The organism is Chryseobacterium aurantiacum, assembly GCF_003020585.1.
GTDB classification, from domain to species: Bacteria; Bacteroidota; Bacteroidia; order Flavobacteriales; family Weeksellaceae; genus Chryseobacterium; species Chryseobacterium aurantiacum.
The window spans coordinates 125,711-143,977 of the sequence record NZ_PXUE01000006.1 but is presented as its reverse complement, the minus strand read 5'-3'; the positions used below and the strand labels follow the sequence as shown (position 1 = coordinate 143,977).

14 protein-coding genes are annotated in these 18,267 nt (G+C 34.8%); 9 read left to right on the top strand and 5 right to left on the bottom strand.

Annotated elements, in window-relative coordinates; all coding sequences use genetic code 11:
• Positions 1-78: 78 nt before the first annotated feature.
• A complete protein-coding gene (mnmG, locus tag C7D53_RS18055) occupies positions 79-1,941 on the top strand; it encodes a tRNA uridine-5-carboxymethylaminomethyl(34) synthesis enzyme MnmG (protein WP_106917800.1) in 1,863 nt (620 codons plus the stop codon).
• A 117-nt stretch (positions 1,942-2,058) separates the two neighbouring features.
• Positions 2,059-2,880, top strand: coding sequence for a class I SAM-dependent methyltransferase (locus tag C7D53_RS18050; RefSeq protein WP_106917799.1), 822 nt, complete (start codon positions 2,059-2,061; stop codon positions 2,878-2,880).
• A gap of 1,800 nt (positions 2,881-4,680) precedes the next feature.
• Here the strand turns inward: C7D53_RS18050 and C7D53_RS18040 are convergent.
• Positions 4,681-5,871 (bottom strand): phosphoglycerate kinase, encoded by a 1,191-nt coding sequence (locus C7D53_RS18040; RefSeq protein WP_076352882.1) that lies wholly within the window; start codon positions 5,869-5,871, stop codon positions 4,681-4,683.
• A gap of 648 nt (positions 5,872-6,519) precedes the next feature.
• On the opposite strand from C7D53_RS18040, the gene rpiB reads away from it, so the two are divergent.
• From rpiB to tsaB, 7 genes are all read left to right on the top strand, one after another.
• Positions 6,520-6,954 (top strand): ribose 5-phosphate isomerase B, encoded by a 435-nt coding sequence (gene rpiB, locus C7D53_RS18035; RefSeq protein ID WP_106917797.1) that lies wholly within the window; start codon positions 6,520-6,522, stop codon positions 6,952-6,954.
• Positions 6,955-7,549: 595 nt separating this feature from the next.
• Complete coding sequence (gene rnr / locus C7D53_RS18030) at positions 7,550-9,703, top strand: ribonuclease R (protein WP_106917796.1); 2,154 nt, start codon at positions 7,550-7,552, stop codon at positions 9,701-9,703.
• A 281-nt stretch (positions 9,704-9,984) separates the two neighbouring features.
• Positions 9,985-10,671, top strand: coding sequence for a LysE family translocator (locus C7D53_RS18025; protein ID WP_106917795.1), 687 nt, complete (start codon positions 9,985-9,987; stop codon positions 10,669-10,671).
• Positions 10,668-11,597, top strand: a complete 930-nt coding sequence (locus C7D53_RS18020) for a S66 peptidase family protein (RefSeq protein WP_106917794.1) — start codon at positions 10,668-10,670, stop codon at positions 11,595-11,597. The genes C7D53_RS18025 and C7D53_RS18020 overlap by 4 nt, the downstream gene beginning before the upstream one ends.
• A gap of 41 nt (positions 11,598-11,638) precedes the next feature.
• Entirely contained in the window at positions 11,639-12,010 is a 372-nt protein-coding gene (locus tag C7D53_RS18015; RefSeq protein WP_106917793.1) for a YraN family protein, read from the top strand.
• 118 nt (positions 12,011-12,128) lie between these two features.
• Entirely contained in the window at positions 12,129-12,878 is a 750-nt protein-coding gene (locus C7D53_RS18010) for an SDR family NAD(P)-dependent oxidoreductase (protein WP_106917792.1), read from the top strand.
• A gap of 84 nt (positions 12,879-12,962) precedes the next feature.
• Complete coding sequence (tsaB, locus tag C7D53_RS18005; RefSeq protein WP_106917791.1) at positions 12,963-13,643, top strand: tRNA (adenosine(37)-N6)-threonylcarbamoyltransferase complex dimerization subunit type 1 TsaB; 681 nt, start codon at positions 12,963-12,965, stop codon at positions 13,641-13,643.
• Between the two features lie 19 nt (positions 13,644-13,662).
• Here tsaB and porW read toward each other — a convergent pair whose 3' ends face one another.
• From porW to C7D53_RS17985, 4 genes are all read right to left on the bottom strand, one after another.
• The gene (gene porW / locus C7D53_RS18000; RefSeq protein WP_228422426.1) at positions 13,663-16,254 is read right to left on the bottom strand and encodes a type IX secretion system periplasmic lipoprotein PorW/SprE; all 2,592 of its coding nucleotides are present in this window, start codon (positions 16,252-16,254) and stop codon (positions 13,663-13,665) included.
• A 147-nt stretch (positions 16,255-16,401) separates the two neighbouring features.
• Positions 16,402-16,965, bottom strand: a complete 564-nt coding sequence (locus C7D53_RS17995) for a Maf family protein (protein ID WP_106917790.1) — start codon at positions 16,963-16,965, stop codon at positions 16,402-16,404.
• Positions 16,966-16,975: 10 nt separating this feature from the next.
• On the bottom strand, positions 16,976-17,494 hold the full coding sequence (locus tag C7D53_RS17990) for a KdsC family phosphatase (protein WP_106917789.1): 519 nt from the start codon (positions 17,492-17,494) through the stop codon (positions 16,976-16,978).
• On the bottom strand, positions 17,484-18,236 hold the full coding sequence (locus C7D53_RS17985; protein WP_106917788.1) for a Rossmann-like and DUF2520 domain-containing protein: 753 nt from the start codon (positions 18,234-18,236) through the stop codon (positions 17,484-17,486). The genes C7D53_RS17990 and C7D53_RS17985 overlap by 11 nt, the downstream gene beginning before the upstream one ends.
• Positions 18,237-18,267 lie beyond the last annotated feature (31 nt).

The following is an 18,267-nucleotide window of genomic DNA, read 5'->3' as shown; positions in this document are numbered from 1 at the left end:
AGTGCATTCTTCAAAAATGTTTCACGTGAAACATTGGTAATAAAGATAAGGTTTAAAGCTTAAACAAGCGAGATAAAAATGATTTCAGAAATATATGATGTGATCGTAGTAGGTGCAGGACACGCAGGATGTGAAGCAGCAGCAGCAGCAGCTAACCTGGGTTCAAAAACTCTATTGATTACAATGAATATGCAGACCATCGGACAGATGAGTTGCAACCCCGCAATGGGTGGAATCGCAAAAGGACAGATCGTAAGAGAGATTGATGCAATGGGAGGATATTCCGGAATTGTTGCAGACAAATCAGCCATCCAATTCAAGATGCTGAATCTTTCAAAAGGTCCTGCCATGTGGTCCCCAAGAACCCAAAATGACAGAATGCTTTTCGCCGAAGAATGGCGACTTGCATTAGAGAATACTCCCAATCTTGATTTCTTTCAGGATATGGTGAAACAGCTAATTGTAGAAAACAATAAAGTAACCGGAGTGATCAGTTCTTTAGGAATTGAAATCAAAGGAAAATCTGTAGTTCTTACCAACGGAACATTCCTTAATGGATTAATTCACGTTGGCGATAAACAATTAGGAGGAGGAAGAATGGGTGAACCTAGAGCATTTGGAATTACCGAACAATTGGTAACTTTAGGTTTCGAAGCTGGAAGAATGAAAACCGGTACCCCACCAAGAGTAGATGGAAGAAGCTTGGATTATTCTAAAATGGAAGAACAGAAAGGAGATGAAAATCCTCAAAAATTCAGCTATCTTGATACTCCGAAATTAACAAAACAATTAAGCTGTCATATAGTTTACACCAACGAAACTGTTCATGATATTCTTCGTGAAGGCTTCGACAGGAGTCCAATGTTTAATGGCACCATCCAGAGTTTAGGCCCAAGATACTGTCCAAGTATTGAAGACAAGATTAATCGTTTCGCAGAAAGAAACAGACACCAGCTTTTCGTAGAACCGGAAGGATGGAAAACTGTAGAGATCTATGTAAACGGATTTAGCTCTTCTCTTCCTGAGGATGTACAAATAAAAGCCATGAGACATATTCCTGGATTTGAAAATGTAAAAGTTTTCCGTCCTGGGTACGCCATTGAATATGACTACTTCCCTCCTACCCAGTTGAAACATACCCTGGAAACCAAATTAATTGACAATTTATATTTCGCAGGACAAATCAACGGAACTACAGGATATGAAGAAGCAGCCGGACAAGGTCTGATTGCCGGAATTAATGCGCACAATAAAGTTCATGAAAAAGGAGATTTCATCCTTAATAGAGATGAAGCCTATATTGGAGTACTGATAGACGATCTTATTACAAAAGGAACTGAGGAACCTTACAGAATGTTTACTTCACGTGCAGAATACAGACTTCTTTTAAGACAAGATAACGCCGATATCAGATTGACTGAAAAAGCTTACCACTTAGGACTTGCAAAAGAAGAAAGATTAAGAAAAGTAGAAGCTAAAATAACTGATAGTCAATTACTTGAAGAGTTTCTTAAAGAAACTTCTTTAAAACCAGGGATCATCAACCCCATTTTAGAATCTGTAGAAAGCAACCCTGTAGATCAAGCGTACAGAGCAGCTCAAATTCTTACCAGACCCAACATTACATTAGAAAAATTAGATGAAATAGATTTCATTAAAGAAGTTTCTACTCAATATAATGATGAAGTAAGAGAACAGGCACAAATTAATATCAAGTATAGAGGTTATATAGAAAAAGAAAAGGAAAATGTAGCTAAACTTAATCGTTTAGAAAACATTAAAATCCCTGAAGACTTTGATTATATGAAGCTTTCCAGCCTTTCTGCAGAAGCAAAACAAAAGATGTCCAACGTACGTCCTAAGACTATTGCACAAGCAGGAAGAATAAGCGGGGTTTCTCCGGCCGATATTAACGTTTTACTAGTGTATTTAGGACGTTAAAAAAGAAATGTTTCACGTGAAACATTTAAATAAATAAAATAGAAATTAAGGTATTTAAGAGCATGCAATACATCTCTTAATATCTTAATTTCTTAAATATAACAGATAGCGAATTCAATGAAAATAAAAGATCATTTTCTTTCACAGGAAATATTTGAAATTAAGGAAACAGAAACAAAAGGAGTTTACAAAACCTCCCCTATTCCATCCAACATTTCCAAATACTACGAAAGCGAAGATTATATTTCCCATCATCAGGATTCCGGAAGTTTGAAAGAAAAGCTCTACAAATTTCTTCAGTCTTTCAATTTACAATACAAGAAAAATATCCTTGTCGATAGAATTAAAAAAGGATCCAAAGTACTAGACTATGGATGCGGCGCAGGAGAATTTGTAAAGTACATAGAGAACGATTTTGAAACATTCGGTTTCGAGCCCGATGCAGATGCAAGAAATGCTGCACAAGGAAAAATAGCAAAGGCCAAAATTCTAGATAATATCGATAAAATTGAGGAAAACAGTTTAGATGCTATTACCCTTTGGCATGTATTTGAACACATCGAGAACCAGGATGAAATGCTAAATGCTTTTCATGGGAAATTAAAAGAAACAGGACTTCTTATTATTGCTGTCCCCAACCCTACTTCTTACGATGCAAAACATTACAAGGAATTTTGGGCAGCCTATGATGTTCCAAGACATGTTTATCATTTCTCAAAAAATGGAATGGAAAATTTGATTTCAAAAAAATCTGATTGGAAAATGAGAAAGATAAAACCATTGGTCCTGGATTCTTACTATATCTCCATGCTTAGCGAAAAATATAAAAAATCACCTCTATTTTGGCTAAAAGCGACCCTCTACGGAACGATTTCGAACGTAAAAGCCCTTTTTTCGAACGAATTTTCAAGTTTGATATACATTATCGAAAAAAGATAGAAAATCGATTTTAAAGCCATTTCTGAAAGCCAAATTTCAGCATTTTCAACAAAAAAATTAAAAAACTCAGGATAATTATTCCTGAGTTTTATTTTTTTAAAGAATATCAACTCGTACTCTTTCTTATTTTACTTCATCAAAAGTTAAAAAGAAATTAAATTTACCAATATTTCAATTTTGAATTCTTCTACCCTATCCTATTTTTTTACATGAAAAATATTAAACAATTTCAAATAGACAGAAATTCGAAAAACTAACAAAATTCTAAAAAGTGTAAAAAAAGTAAAAACAAATTCAATAAAAGAAGATTAGACTAAAATAAATCAAATCACTTTTTATTTTTAGAAAATATAGAAATACACGAAAAATTACTTTTTTGATTTTTAAGTAAATTCTGAAACTCACTTTTGAATAAAAATAGAAATCAAAATAATTCGGGTCATTGTATTTATAAATCCATAATGAAGCTAATCACTAAATTTTAATTTCCTTAAAAAAATAGATGCTGTCATATTCTCTACTTTAAGTTTTATATCCAAAGTTCCTTTTGCCCCAAAAATCTATGCATATAAAAAATTTAAGAAATGGAGATGTTGGATGAAGAGTATACATCGCCCCTACCCTCTTGCGGTTATTTGACAATACAGGAGTAATCTCTGATTACAAAATCATATTTTACTTTTTGAATGGTTTGAAATATAAATATCATTTACCATTGTGGATGGAAGAATATCAAGTTTTACAAAGAGCTATTATCAATAACTGCAGAGTTGTTGGCAATTTGGAAGATGTTCTAGAAATTATATCTAAAGTCTAATCAAATACCACTCGGCAGGTTAAGGATTTTAATCATCAATTACTTTATTTAACAGTTCTAATATAAAAATTAATTAATTGATTTTCAATTAATTAAATAACAACTACTCTCCATTATACAACATTTTCTCTTTCATTCAATGTTTAAGATTGTTTGGAGTAATGAGTACATTTTGAGACACTAGATTCTTGTCTGATCAAATATATTCACTGACTTTAACGATCACAGAAATATTATCCTAAATTAAAATATCTGTGATGCTTCTTTTCTATGCAAATTCCAGCCACAAAATTCATTCTTATATAAAAGCTTTTTAAACACTTAAGCTATTTAAGTGATATACTTTGTGTACAAGAAAGGACACCCAAGTTTTCTTGAAAATCAAAGATTTTCATCTTATGTGAACTTAATTTAGCCGTATTTCCTTAGACTTTCTAAAGTGTACTAAAGTGTTAAAAAAATAAAACCCTTTGTGACTTTTGCGGTTAAGTTTAAACAGACTTATAATTATAAATCCTGTTATTGGAAAATGAAAGTTATCTATATTTTTAAAATTAAAATTCTCTCCGGAGAAGCCCTCAATTACCTATACAACGCCATTACAGAAAGCCATATTTTAACCACTAAAAATTCATTCGTATACATCATAATATTTCAATTTTCCACAGAAAATATATTCCCCATCAACACTAAAAACTTAATGAGTAAAAAGACTTATCGAATGGAAAAACCTTTCTTTTCCTCACTTAAAAACAACTCATAATCCAACAAAATATGGGGATTTAAATAACAGATTATCTCTTTAAAAAGGCTGTCATAATATAACTGACTCGCACTTAATACACTAAAACAAGTATAACCTTAGGTTATATCTAAAAGTAATAGAAACTACGATCAATTCAGGATTTCTCAATAGAATTTCAAACATAAAAAAGCCTGCTAATTATATTAGCAGGCTTCGAAATATAGATATTTTATTCTTATTAATTGTTGATAGCAGCTACTCCAGGAAGCTCAAGTCCTTCAAGACTTTCAAGCATTGCACCACCTCCTGTAGAAACATAACTTACTTTATCTGCATATCCAAATTGTTTAACGAAAGCAACACTGTCTCCTCCTCCAACTAAAGAAAAAGCACCAAGTCTTGTTGCTTCAGCAATACTATCACCTAATGCAACAGTTCCCCCTGCAAAATGTGACATTTCAAAAACTCCAATTGGTCCATTCCAAAGAATAGTTCTCGAATTTAATAATACATCATTAAACTGGTCTCTTGATTTATGTCCAGCATCCAATCCCATCCATCCTTCAGGAATAGCATAGATGTCTGCTTCTTTTCTTTCAACATCATTACTGAAACTTTCAGCGATGATAGCATCAGAAGGAAGATAGATCTTCACCTTATGTTCTTTTGCCTTACCTAAGATTTCAAGAGCTAAAGGAATTTTATCTTCTTCTACCAATGAGTTTCCAATTTTACCTCCCAATGCCTTAATAAATGTGAAAGCCATTCCACCTCCAATAATCAAATTATCTACTGCCGGAAGAATATTTTCTATAATGGTAATCTTAGTTGAAACCTTAGATCCACCTAAGATTGCAGTAATAGGTTTTTCTCCACTTTTCAAAACTTTATCGATGGCTTGAAGTTCTTTAGCCATTAATAAACCGAAAAATTTAGTTGAATTAAAGAATTTTGCAATTACAGCTGTTGAAGCATGTGCTCTGTGTGCTGTTCCAAAAGCATCGTTTACATAAGCATCTCCAAGTTTAGAAAGTTGTTCAGCAAAACCTTCATCACCTTTCTCCTCTTCATTATGAAAACGTACATTCTCTAATAGTAAAATTTCACCCGGCTTAAGCTCAGAAGCAGCTTTCTCAGCCTTTTCCCCAATACACTCATCAACGAACTTCACTTCCTGACCAAGAACACTGGAAACCTCACCTAGAATATGTTTTAAAGAAAACTCATCCTTAACCTCTCCTTTCGGTCTCCCAAGGTGTGTCATTAAGATAACAGAACCGCCATCCTTAAGGATTTTCTCTACTGTTGGCTTTACAGCAACAATTCTGGTATTGTCCGTTACTTTCAGTTGGTCGTCCTGTGGAACATTGAAATCAACTCTTACAAGAGCTTTCTTATCTTTAAAATTGAAGTCGTTAATTGTTTTCATTTTTATATTTAGATTTATTTTTTTCTAAAATCACCTGGAAGCACCTATCCAGCTCTAGTGGCTTTTCAGCAAATTTCGCCAGAGGCCATTCCATCAATTTCTTCGATTTTTCGTTTCACAAATGTAAGGTTTTAAACTTTTTCAACAGATTGATTAAAATAAAAGTTTTCAAAAACTTTCCCCGAACCCAATCACCCATTAATCAACATTTCTTCTCTCTTTAAAAAAAAGAATAATGTAGTTGTTGTTGTATATTGTTAGTATCGGGGATAAGTTTTTAGCTTAAAATTGATAATACTCAACTAGTACTGAACTCATATTTAACTCACAATATAAATGCCTGTAAACCTGCATATTCAGACACTTATTCACAATTGTTGATAACTTTACCAAGAAACCATTATTAGTTATTTTATTATGGAAAAACCTGGGGATAGCTTGGGAAAAGATCTGGAAAGTTGTGGTGAAAACTTTCAAATGAATTTTCTATTACGAAATAAATTCTTCTTGAAAAATAGAAAGTTGAAAAAAGTTTTCCACAGTTATTAACATACCTTTTCACAATTAACTCACGGTTTACTAACACGAATTGTTATTATTCTTACCTTTGTAAGGAAATAAAATCTAAAAAAGCTTAATAAGAGTATTATGAAAAGAAAAATTGCGATCGCAGCGGACCATGCAGGCTATGAATATAAGGAGATTGTTAAGAACTACCTTTCAGAAAAGTTTGAAGTTCAGGATTTTGGAACGTTTTCCACAAACAGTGTGGATTATCCAGACTTTGTTCACCCTGCTGCAACCTCTGTGGAAAACGGAGAAAATGAGCTTGGAATTTTGATCTGTGGAAGCGGAAACGGGGTTCAGATCACTGCGAACAAACATCAGAAGATTAGATGCGCACTTTGCTGGATGCCGGAGATTGCAACATTGGCAAGACTGCATAATGATGCGAATATGATTTCTATGCCGGCAAGGTTTATATCAAAAGAACTTGCCATTGAAATTGTAGATAAATTTCTTTCTACAGATTTCGAAGGAGGAAGACACCAAAACAGAGTTGATAAAATTGCTGTTTGCTAAATACACTAAGGCTTGTAATTTGAATTACAGGCCTTATTTATTTTTTATTCGTACATTTGCAGTGTTCAATAGAAGCTATATTCTATTCTTCTCCAGAACCTTTATAATATTAAAACATATTAAATAGAAGGTTTTTCTCTTTTCTTCTCGATATTTGTATTAAATTTATACAAAACTAAAGCTTCCGTTATTAAGTAGATTTAGAAAAATAAGGTTGAATTAAACATTAAGGTTTGATGAAAAAAAGAATATCTGCAGTATTGTTTTTTGTGGCTTGCTGTTTCCAGGCTCAGAAAATAATGGTAAAGGATTCTTAAAAAAGTATAGAATGATTTTCAGAACAAAGTTCACCCGAACGGATGAATTTGAAATATGAGAATATTATATAGTAAGTAAAGAATAGAATATTGAAAAGTTACCATTGATAATACTTATATTCGATTAGAATATGATCATGATTAATAATCAATGAAAATAGGTAACTGAAATTTTTATCAATAGAGATGGTTACCATCTCATATTAAATTCAATCTTTAAAAAAGATGGACTTCTGACTTAGGGAGGAAGTAAAAAACGAATTAAAAAAGAAAATTAAATGTCAAAAAAAAGAAAATATATAAGTCATAAAAATGATTTGAAACTCATGGAAATCGGAAGATTAATCCTACGTTTCATGAATACAAACTCATCGAAAATTTATAATTATAAGCAGATTTCGGACGGAATAGATTACAAGAATCCAAGACAAAGAGAACTTGTAATCCAGGCTCTGCATAAACTTCAGGGTTCTGAAAAGATCAAGGAAGTTGAAAAAGGAAAGTATATCGTGAACATGAAAATTGCAGGAACGTTAACTGGGATTATTGATTTTAACCAGAGCGGAAATGCTTACGTGAATGTTGAGGGGATGGAAAATGATGTCTTCATTCATGCCAAAAATGTAAAGGATGCTTTGCAGGGAGATAAGGTTCTTATTATAACTTATCATTATAAAGGAAAGAAATTAGAAGGCTCTGTTTTGGAAGTTTTAGAAAGAACGAGAACGGAATTTGTGGGAACTTTTCAAAAGGTGGCTCATAAGGATTTCGGGTTTGTTGTTTGCGATAAAAAATCGATCAATACAGATATCTTTATTCCGAAAGATAAATTCAATAATGTTGAGGATGGAGACAAGGTAATTGTGAAGATGACAGAATGGAAACCTGGTGATAAAAACCCAGAAGGAGAAATTTTACAAGTACTAGGTGCTCCGGGAGAGCATGAAACAGAGATCCACTCTATTCTTGCGGAATATGGACTGCCTTATGAGTTTCCACCAGAAGTAGAGGCTGATGCAGATAAGATTGACAGAAGCATTACAGATGATGAAGTGACTAGGCGTTGGGATATGCGTAATATATGCACATTTACCATTGACCCTAAGGATGCAAAGGACTTCGATGATGCTTTATCTATGAGAAAACTGGAAAACGGAAACTGGGAAATTGGTGTTCATATTGCGGATGTATCTCATTATGTAGTTCCTGGTACCATCCTGGATGATGAAGCGTACAAAAGAGCAACTTCGGTTTACCTTGTAGACAGGGTTGTTCCTATGCTGCCGGAAGTATTGAGTAATGATGTTTGCTCCCTTCGTCCAAATGAGGATAAATATACATTCTCCGCAGTCTTTGAATTGAATGATGAAGCTGAAATCCAAAAACAATGGTTTGGAAGAACAGTAATTCATTCAGACAGAAGATTTACCTATGAGGAAGCTCAGGAGCGTATTGAAACTGGTGAAGGGGATCTGGCAGAAGAAATCAATACCCTTGATAAGCTTGCTAAGATCATGCGTAATGAACGTATCAGAAGAGGGGCAATTACATTTGACAGAAGTGAAGTAAGATTCAATCTGGATGAGAATAATGAACCAATAGGGGTTTACTTTAAAATAAGTAAGGACTCAAATCACCTGATTGAGGAATTCATGCTTTTAGCAAATAAAAAGGTCTCCGAGTTTGTATCCTTAACCAAGAAAAGAGAGATCACAAATAATACATTTATTTATAGAGTTCACGATGATCCGGACCCGGCGAAACTGGAAGCTTTAAGAGATTTTGTTTCTACCTTCGGATATAAAATGGACCTTGCCAATACCAAGAAAGTTGCTGAATCTTTGAACAAGCTTCTTCATGATGTAAAAGGAAAAGGCGAAGAAAATATGATTGAAACACTAGCGATGAGAAGTATGAGCAAAGCGGTGTATTCTACCGAACCAATAGGCCACTATGGTCTAGGTTTTGAGTACTATAGCCACTTTACCTCTCCTATCCGTCGTTATCCGGATCTATTGGCCCACCGTCTTCTTCAGCATTATCTGGATGGAGGAAAATCTCCTGGTAAGCCTGAACTGGAAGAAAAAGCAAAACATTGCAGTGCTATGGAAAGACTGGCAGCTGATGCTGAAAGAGATTCCATAAAGTATATGCAGGTGAAATTTATGGAAAAACATCTTGGCGAAACTTTTACAGGAGTAATTTCAGGAGTTGCCGAATTTGGATTCTGGGTAGAGATTCCAGAAAACGGTGCGGAAGGTTTGATCAAATTAAGAGACTTAGTGGATGATTCCTATGTGTATGATGCAAAAACTCACGCCGTATACGGAACCAGACACGGTAACAAGTATCAATTGGGAGATCAGGTTCAGATCAAGGTTGTAAAGGCCAATCTGATTCAAAAGCAACTGGACTTTAAGGTGGTTAGCTAATATCAATAATTAAGAAATAACAATAGAAAGAGATTGTTCCGTAAAGGAATGATCTCTTTTATTTTTAAGACCTATTAAAAATCATAAAATTGACTTTTAGCTGCCTGTTCTTACGACAAGGACTTCTCTGCTTCCCTCCTACAGCTTATTTTATTAAAAAAATCTCTTCTAAAATCAAGATCAAATGCAATTGATATATCACAACTTTATTGAATAATTAAATCATAAAGTATAACTTTGTATAAAACGGAATGAATTTTTTTCATTTTAAAATATATTAAATGCTTGAACTTGTACTATCTGCCATCATATTAGGATTCATGCTGAGTCTGGTTTTTATAGGACCTATATTCTTTCTGCTAATAGAAACCAGCTTCTCCAGAGGCCCAAAGCATGCCTTATCATTGGATCTTGGCGTTATCACCGCAGATTTATTATGTATTGTAGCAGCTTATTATGCCAGTACGGATATCGTAACTTTAATAGATAAACATCCCGGGTTTTACAGGATTACCTCCATTCTTATTTTTATTTATGGAATTGTGATGCTGGTTACTAAGACCAAAATGCATATGCCCGGCGAAGAAAGAATCATTGGACAAAATTATTTTAAGACCTTTTTTAATGGTTTTTTCTTTAATCTTTTAAATGTTGGAGTCATCCTTTTCTGGCTGGTAACGGTGATTTCCGTAAGGAATCAATATCCGGACACCAGCAGTTTTATTTTATACATAGGAATAGTTCTTGCCACTTACCTTTCCATTGATCTCGCTAAAATATTTCTGGCTAAACAATTTCACGATAAACTTACCCAAAAACTGGCCAACCAGATCAGAAGAGTTGTTGGGTGTATTCTTATTGTCTTCAGTTTCTTTATCTTCTTACAAAGCTTCAAGAAGTTCAATCAGTTTGAAAGACAGCTGGAGGAAGCAGAGAAAAAAGAAGTAAAATATCAAAAAACAAAATGAAAAAAATAATCTTTCCAAAACCCCTTAAGAAAGGGGCGAAAATAGCTGTTATCTCTCCTGCAGGAGCCGTAGATGCCTCTCAACTTGAAAAAGGCATAAAACTGATTAAAAGTAAAGGATTTGAGCCTGTTTTAGGAGAACATCTTTATACAAAGTTTTCCAATGGCTACAATTATGCAGGAACAGAAAAGGAAAGAATAAAAGATATCAACTGGGCCCTAAATGATAAGGAAATTGGAGCCATATGGGCTTCCAGAGGTGGCTACGGATGTCAGCATCTCATTCAGCATCTGAAGCTGAAAAACTTTACTGAAAATCCGAAGTGGTATATCGGTTATTCCGACAATACAGTAATCCAAAGTTATCTATTAAAAAAAGGCTTTGCTTCCATTCACGGACAAACCATTAAAACATCAAGCTTTGGAGTTACCGAAGAAAGCTACAATCTAATCTTTGATATTCTTAAAGGAAAAACACCTAATTACAGCCTAAAATCTCATCAATTAAATATAAAAGGTAATGTTGAGGGAGAATTGGTTGGAGGGAATTTAGCCCTTATTTATGCTCTTTTAGGAACCCAATATTCCTTCGATTTTAAGGATAAAATTCTTTTCATCGAAGATATTGGAGAAAACTTCTATGCTCTGGACCGTATGATCATGAGCCTGGAGCTGGCGGGGGTCTTCAATAAAATTAAAGGACTTATCATAGGTGGAATGACCAATATGGGAGATGAAAAGGAAAATAAAAGCTACGAAGAAAGCTTTGATAAATTTGCCTATAAACTGATCTCAGAAAGAATTTCAAAATATAAATTCCCCGTAGTATTCGGCTTCCCGAACGGTCATATTAAAGACAACAGACCGTTAATTATTGGAGGAAAAGCTAAAATGAAAGTTGAGACCAAGGTAAAGATTGAATTTTAAATATTAGCACTCTCCCACTCTGACATACTCAAACAACAGATATGGCTGATCATAATGACTTTGGAAAAAAAGCAGAGGATATGGCTGCTGATTATCTTCAAAAAAATGGCTATAAAGTTATAGGCAGAAACTTCAGATTTCAGAAAGCTGAGATTGATATTATTGCTGAAAAAGAAGATTTAATAATCATTGTTGAAGTAAAGGCCAGATCTACGGATGCATTTATGCTACCTCAGGAAGCCGTTACCAGAACGAAGATTAAGTCAATTGTAACCGCAGCTAATCATTACCTGGAAGAAACGGAAAAACAGAATGAAGTAAGATTTGATATTATCTCCGTTCTTCCTGATGAAAACAAAGATCTAATCATTGATCATATAACCGATGCCTTTCAGGCTTTTGATGCAAATTAACCATTAAAACAGAACCTAGTAATCATGATTCATTGTAACAAAAAATATCAATAATGTATCATTAGACATTGGTAAATTGTTGCATTCACATACTGGGATATTAAATAAATTAACGTTTATGAAGACAATATTAATCACCGGAGCCACTTCCGGAATAGGTAAATCTACAGCAGAGCTTCTGGCAAAACAAGGAAACAGAATCATCATTTGTGGAAGAAGAGAAGATGTACTTAAATCTTTAGATACTGAGTTTTCTCAATATACCGAAGTGTTTAGTTTGAGGTTTGATGTTACCAATCTTGAAGAGGTCGAAACCGCCATCAATTCTCTTCCGGAAGAATGGAAAGATATTGATGTTCTGATTAATAACGCAGGAAATGCTCATGGACTTGATCCAATCTCTTCAGGAAAGACTGATGATTGGGATTCTATGATTGATGGAAACGTAAAGGGATTGCTATATGTTTCCAAAATGATTATCCCATTAATGAAAACTAAAAACTTAGGTCACGTTATAAATATTAGTTCTGTGGCAGCAAGGCAAACCTATGCCAATGGAGTAGTGTATTGTGCTACCAAAAAAGCCGTAGATGTTATTTCTGAGGGAATGAGACTGGAGCTTACCGAATTTGGGATTAAGGTTACCAATATTCAGCCTGGTGCAGTAGAGACAGATTTCTCATTGATCAGGTTCAAAGGAGACAACGAAAAGGCTGCTACAGTATATGCCGGCTATGAGCCGTTGAAAGCTGAAGACATTGCAGATGCCATTGCCTACTGTATAAATGCTCCCAAACATGTTACCATTGCAGATATGACTATTTATCCAAGCGCTCAGGCGGAACCAAGAACAATCTACAAAAAATAGTCTCAAAATAATGGAGTAAATTTGCAAAATATTAAAAGCGATTTTGCCTTTTTGCAATTTTGCACTGTAGCTTAAAACGATAAAATGAAAATCCTATATCTAGAAACATCATCTAAAAACTGTTCGGTAGCCGTATCCGAAGACGACAAACTATTGTGTCTTTGCGAAGAGGTTTCCGAAAACTATAAGCAGTCTGAAAGTCTTCATACCTATGTAGAGTGGGCACTGGAAGGCGCCGGAATATCACTTAAAGATATTGAAGCCGTTTCCCTGGGAAAAGGCCCGGGTTCTTATACCGGTCTTAGAATTGGTGCAGCTTCTGCAAAAGGTTTCTGCTACGGACTGAAAGTTCCTTTTATTGCTGTAAATTCTCTTGAAAGCATGATAGAGCCGTTTTTAGGACATAACTATGATTTCATAGTGCCTTTGATCGATGCGAGGAGAATGGAGGTTTATACGGCCGTTTATGACGGTTCTACAGGAAAAGAACTCTCAGCTACGGAGGCGAAGATTTTAGAAGAAACCTCTTTTGAAGAATTTAAGGATAAAAAAGTAATCTTTGTAGGAGATGGGGCAAAGAAAGCTAAAGATATTTTAAATCTTCCGGATGCAGATTTTAATGAGAATATTTATCCGTCTGCCCAATACCTTATCAAAAAAACATTAGAAAAGATAAACAACAGGGACTTTGAAGATATGGCTTACTTTGAGCCTTTCTATCTCAAAGATTTTCATGGCGTAAAGAAAAAGAAAAGCGAAGATTAAATCTTCGCTTTTTTTATTTTTATTGTGGTCCTCCAGGAGGTACGTTTGGTTTTACGGGTTGGTTTGGAGTTCCAATACTGTTTTTCTGCTGTTGTACATTATTGGCAGGATTTTGTTGAGGAGGTGCCAATTCGAAGTTTTGCGAATTATTGATGCCTCCTTGTTTTTTCCCTCCTTCATTCATCATTTGCTGGGCTTCTTTATTAGGGTTACCAGACTGAATAGGAGAGGCGGGTTGTTCCATAATGGCATTTCCTTTATTATCGGTAGCCTGGAAGCTTAGTTCACTTTTCAGGTAGTTAAGCATTTCCTTGGCTCTTATCCCTTCAGGTGTTTTAGAATAATTCAAAGCAATTTGCTCAAGCTGAAGAATCATTACCTCTTTTCCGCTTGATTTTCCTGCGTTAAAGGCATTTAAGAGATATAATTTTGGAACCAGTGCATCCTTCGGAAACTTCTGAAGAGTCTGGTCAATAACCTGTCTGCTTTCTCCAAATTTTTCTGACTCATAAAGTGCATATGCTCTTTTGTATTCATTTTCAACATCTTCCGTTGATTTTACAAAAGAAACGTTTTTAGGATTTCTTGCAAACTCAGCGTAGGAAGTATAAGGATAATCAGTCAAAAGAATCTGTTTTGCCCTGTCTGATGCCTGAGGATTTTTCTCATAGTTCATGGCAAATATTTCATACAATGCCTGTAGCATTACCTTTTCTTCCGGTTTTACATCTACAAGATCATAAAGAGTTTTAGTAGCTAGGGGAGTATTGGTAAAATAATTTTGATACATGATACCAAGTCCTAAGGAAGCCGTATCCCTGTCCTTTTTTAACTGGCCCAATTTGCCCTGGTCGGTAGGAATCTGCTCAATATAATAGCTCGGTTCAAAACGTCTGGGATTAGGAGCTGAAGTAACCCCAAGAGCTTCGTTTTTCATATCCTCAATAGAAGCCATCTTTTTGGAAAAACGCCAGTTGTCAGAAAGAGCTCTGTCTCCCCAAACCTGCTTAAATGAAGACGTTCCCTTACTTACAGTTCCGGTATTATTGAAATAAAAACCTTTCGTAGTTACCCCAAAATCTTCAAAAGAATTGGAATTATTATTGGCAAAAATTGAATTAGAATTATAATCTCCCGTATCAAAGCCTTTGATTCTTTCAGCACGTTTTCTCTCTAGTTCTTCCTTTTCTTCCTTGATCTTTAATTTGGCAATATGCTTTGAGAAAAAATCTGTTTTCTGTGCATCATTCATTTTGGACAAAGAAAGAATACTGTCATTCTTCTTGATCAAATAATAGTTTTTGGAGATCTTTTTAATGTATTCAGACTGATCCTTCAACAGGATTTTTGATGGTTCATAGGTCATTACGGCAAGCGCAGAATCATAATAACTGCCGGCTCCGATATAGTCATTCTTATCAAGATAGTTTTTTCCTATCTCATAATAAGCCAGTCCACGGATTTGTGGATCAGAAACCTTTTCAAATAAAGACTTTCTGAAAAATTGCTGTGCTTCGTCTTTTTTTCCTGCTTTATTGGCCATTAGACCCAAGGCATAGTAAAATTCATTCTTTCGGGAACCATAAGTTCCTTTTTTACTGATTCCTTCCAGATAGTTTTTAGCACCATTGTAATCTCCTTTGCCATTAAAGGTTTTAGCAATGGCGATCTGAGATTTTACTTCAAATTCAAAATCACTGGAATACTTGTAGGCAGCTGTAAAACTTTCTCTGGCTCTATCATTTTGACCCAAATTTTCAAGAACCTGACCTCTCAGATAAGCAATTCGGCTCTTTAGTTTTCTGTTGGAATTCAGTTCGAAAGCAAGATCAAGTTCCTTGGATGCTTCTTCTTTTTTACCTGCATCCAAAAGGGATTCAGCATAATAAATGCTTAATAGTTTACCATAAGTTTTATTAATATCCTCACCCTTTAGCTTAGCAAAAGTTTCATGGGCTCTGTGGTAATCTTTAACTTTATCATAAGCCACTCCCTGATAAATTCTTGCCAACGGAATCCTTTTGTCATCTTTCATATGAGTGAAAACATAATTGAGGGCATCCATGGCCTGTAGAGGCTTATTCTGATAAATTCTTGACTGTGCAAGAATCATATAGGCATCAAAAATCTGCTTGTTTTTTTCTTCACCGTTTCGGGTTACAGAATATTTGTTAATGGCTTTTAGAGCCTTAGCTTCGGCAATTTCTAAAGTAGTGGCACCCTTATTCTGATTTTCATCAGGATTATTTTGACCTGGTCCCGGCGGCCCCTGCATATTGGGAACTCCCGAATTACCTCTTGATGAAGACCTGTTGGCTACTTCACCCATTTTCATTGAATTCTCTGCGAAAGCTGTTGATTGGCCAAGATCACTTCCTAATGGCTGATCTTCAAAAGTAAGGATAGGGATATAAGGAGCATAAAAATTATCCTTATGTCCTTTATCACGGGCAGTAAACTCACTGTTCAATGCATCTTTGGCATTAAACAGGGTGTTATAATATGTGGAAAACCCTTTCAATAGTTTTGATCGTTGCTCCGGCTTCTTTGTTTTGGTAGCACAGGATGCAACGAGGCATATCACTAAAAGGAACAATATATTCTTTTTCATTATTCAATATAACTCGCTAATTTGCTTTTTATTATCAGCAGTTTGATGATTTTGTAAAAATAATAAAATTTTATAATGAATAATATTTATATTTCTTTCTGAAATATTTTATTTCATCTTTATAGGGGGCAGGGGCCTCATAATTTTTTAAATTATCGAGGTTTCTTTCAAAATTTTATAAACAAGATGGGTAGGAAGTCCCATAATGGTATAAAAACTTCCTGTCATTTTACTGATTTTTGCCATTCCCAGCCACTCCTGAATACCATAGCTTCCGGCTTTATCAAAAGGTTTGTAATTTTGAATGTAGTAGTTTATTTCATCATCACTGATGTCATCCAATGTTACATCTGCTACATCCGTTTCAGTAAAGATCTTATCAGTAGTTTTAATCGTAATGCCGGTGTACACCTGATGGGTTTTTCCGGAAAGGCTGCGAAGCATACTGAAAGCATCTGCTTCATCCTTAGGCTTGCCAAGAAACTGATTATCAATGGCAACTACCGTGTCTGCAGTCAGTAAAACTTCGTCACCAGTCAGGCTTCTGAATGCATCTGCTTTTAATTCAGACAAATAAGCGGCTGCTTCTTCTATTTTGATGTGTTCTGGAAGAATCTCTTCACAGTCAATTTTTACCACTTCAAATTCAAAACCAAGGCTGGAAAGAAGTTCCTTTCTTCTTGGTGATTGGGATGCTAAAAGTAATTTCATGAATTAAAGATTATACAGATTGAGTGTTATCATCATGCCAGTTCCCCTGAACCTTCATTACTTGTTCAATTACATCACGTACAGCGCCACTTCCTCCTTTTTTAGGAGAAATATAATCAGATACTCCCTTTACTTCAGGAACAGCATTTTCCGGGCACGCTGCAATGGCAGAATTTTCCATGATGTGAATATCTGGAAGATCATCTCCCATGGTTAGAATCTCCTCATTTTTAAGGTTATACTTCTTTTTAAAATCTTCAAAATCTTCAATCTTATTATGAGATTTTGGGTAATAATCCTGAATTCCAAGATAATTGATCCTGTGTTTTACCATTTCATCATTTCCACCAGTAATTACACCTATCAAATAATTGTTTTTTAATGCTTTAACTACTGCATAGCCGTCCAGAACATTCATTACTCTGCACATATTTCCTCCAGGCATCAGATAAACACTTCCGTCTGTGAAAACACCGTCTACATCAAATACAAATGCCTTAATATCTTTTAATTTCTCTTTATAACTCATACATTTTTTGAATAGATTGATTCATCGTCCTGTAAATATCAAGACTTTCTTCATTTTTTATTAATTGCTCATGTAACTGTAAAACCCTTAGGTCATTTCTCACTGCGGGTCCGGTTTGGGCCATTTTGGGCTCTATTTCATGGATCTTCTGAACCGTTTCATCAATCAAAGGTAAAAAGTAATCAAACGGAATTTCCTGAGAATCTGAAATTTCTTTCGCTCTTGAAAAAAGATGGTTCACAAAATTGCAGGCAAAAACGGCTGTCAAATGAATGTATTTTCTTTTTTCATGATTGCTTTCCATTACATTTTTTGAAATCCTGGAAGCAAGTTCAACAAGAGTTTTCTGATCTGCTTCGTTCTCGGTTTCAATGAAAAAAGGAATTTTTTCATATTCCAGTTCTTTTGATTTAGAAAAAGTCTGCAATGGATAAAAACTTGATTTTCTGTATTCACCAATCAGAGTTTCCTTGGGAAGTGAACCTGAAGTATGGGCCACCAAACAATCTTTTTTTGTAATGATTTTTGATACTTGCTCTACAGAATTATCACTTACACAGATGATATAAAGATCTGCATCTTCCAAGTGTTCCGTGGAATACGGAATACTTAATTCTTCAGAAATCTTACTTAATTCTTTTTCGTTCCTGCCAAAAATCTGGGCCAGCGAAATCCCTTTCAGTGTGAAAGCTTTTGCCATATGATAGGCAACATTTCCGGAACCGATAATTACAATTTGCATCTAACAAATATAAGATTTTAAGCTGAGCCGG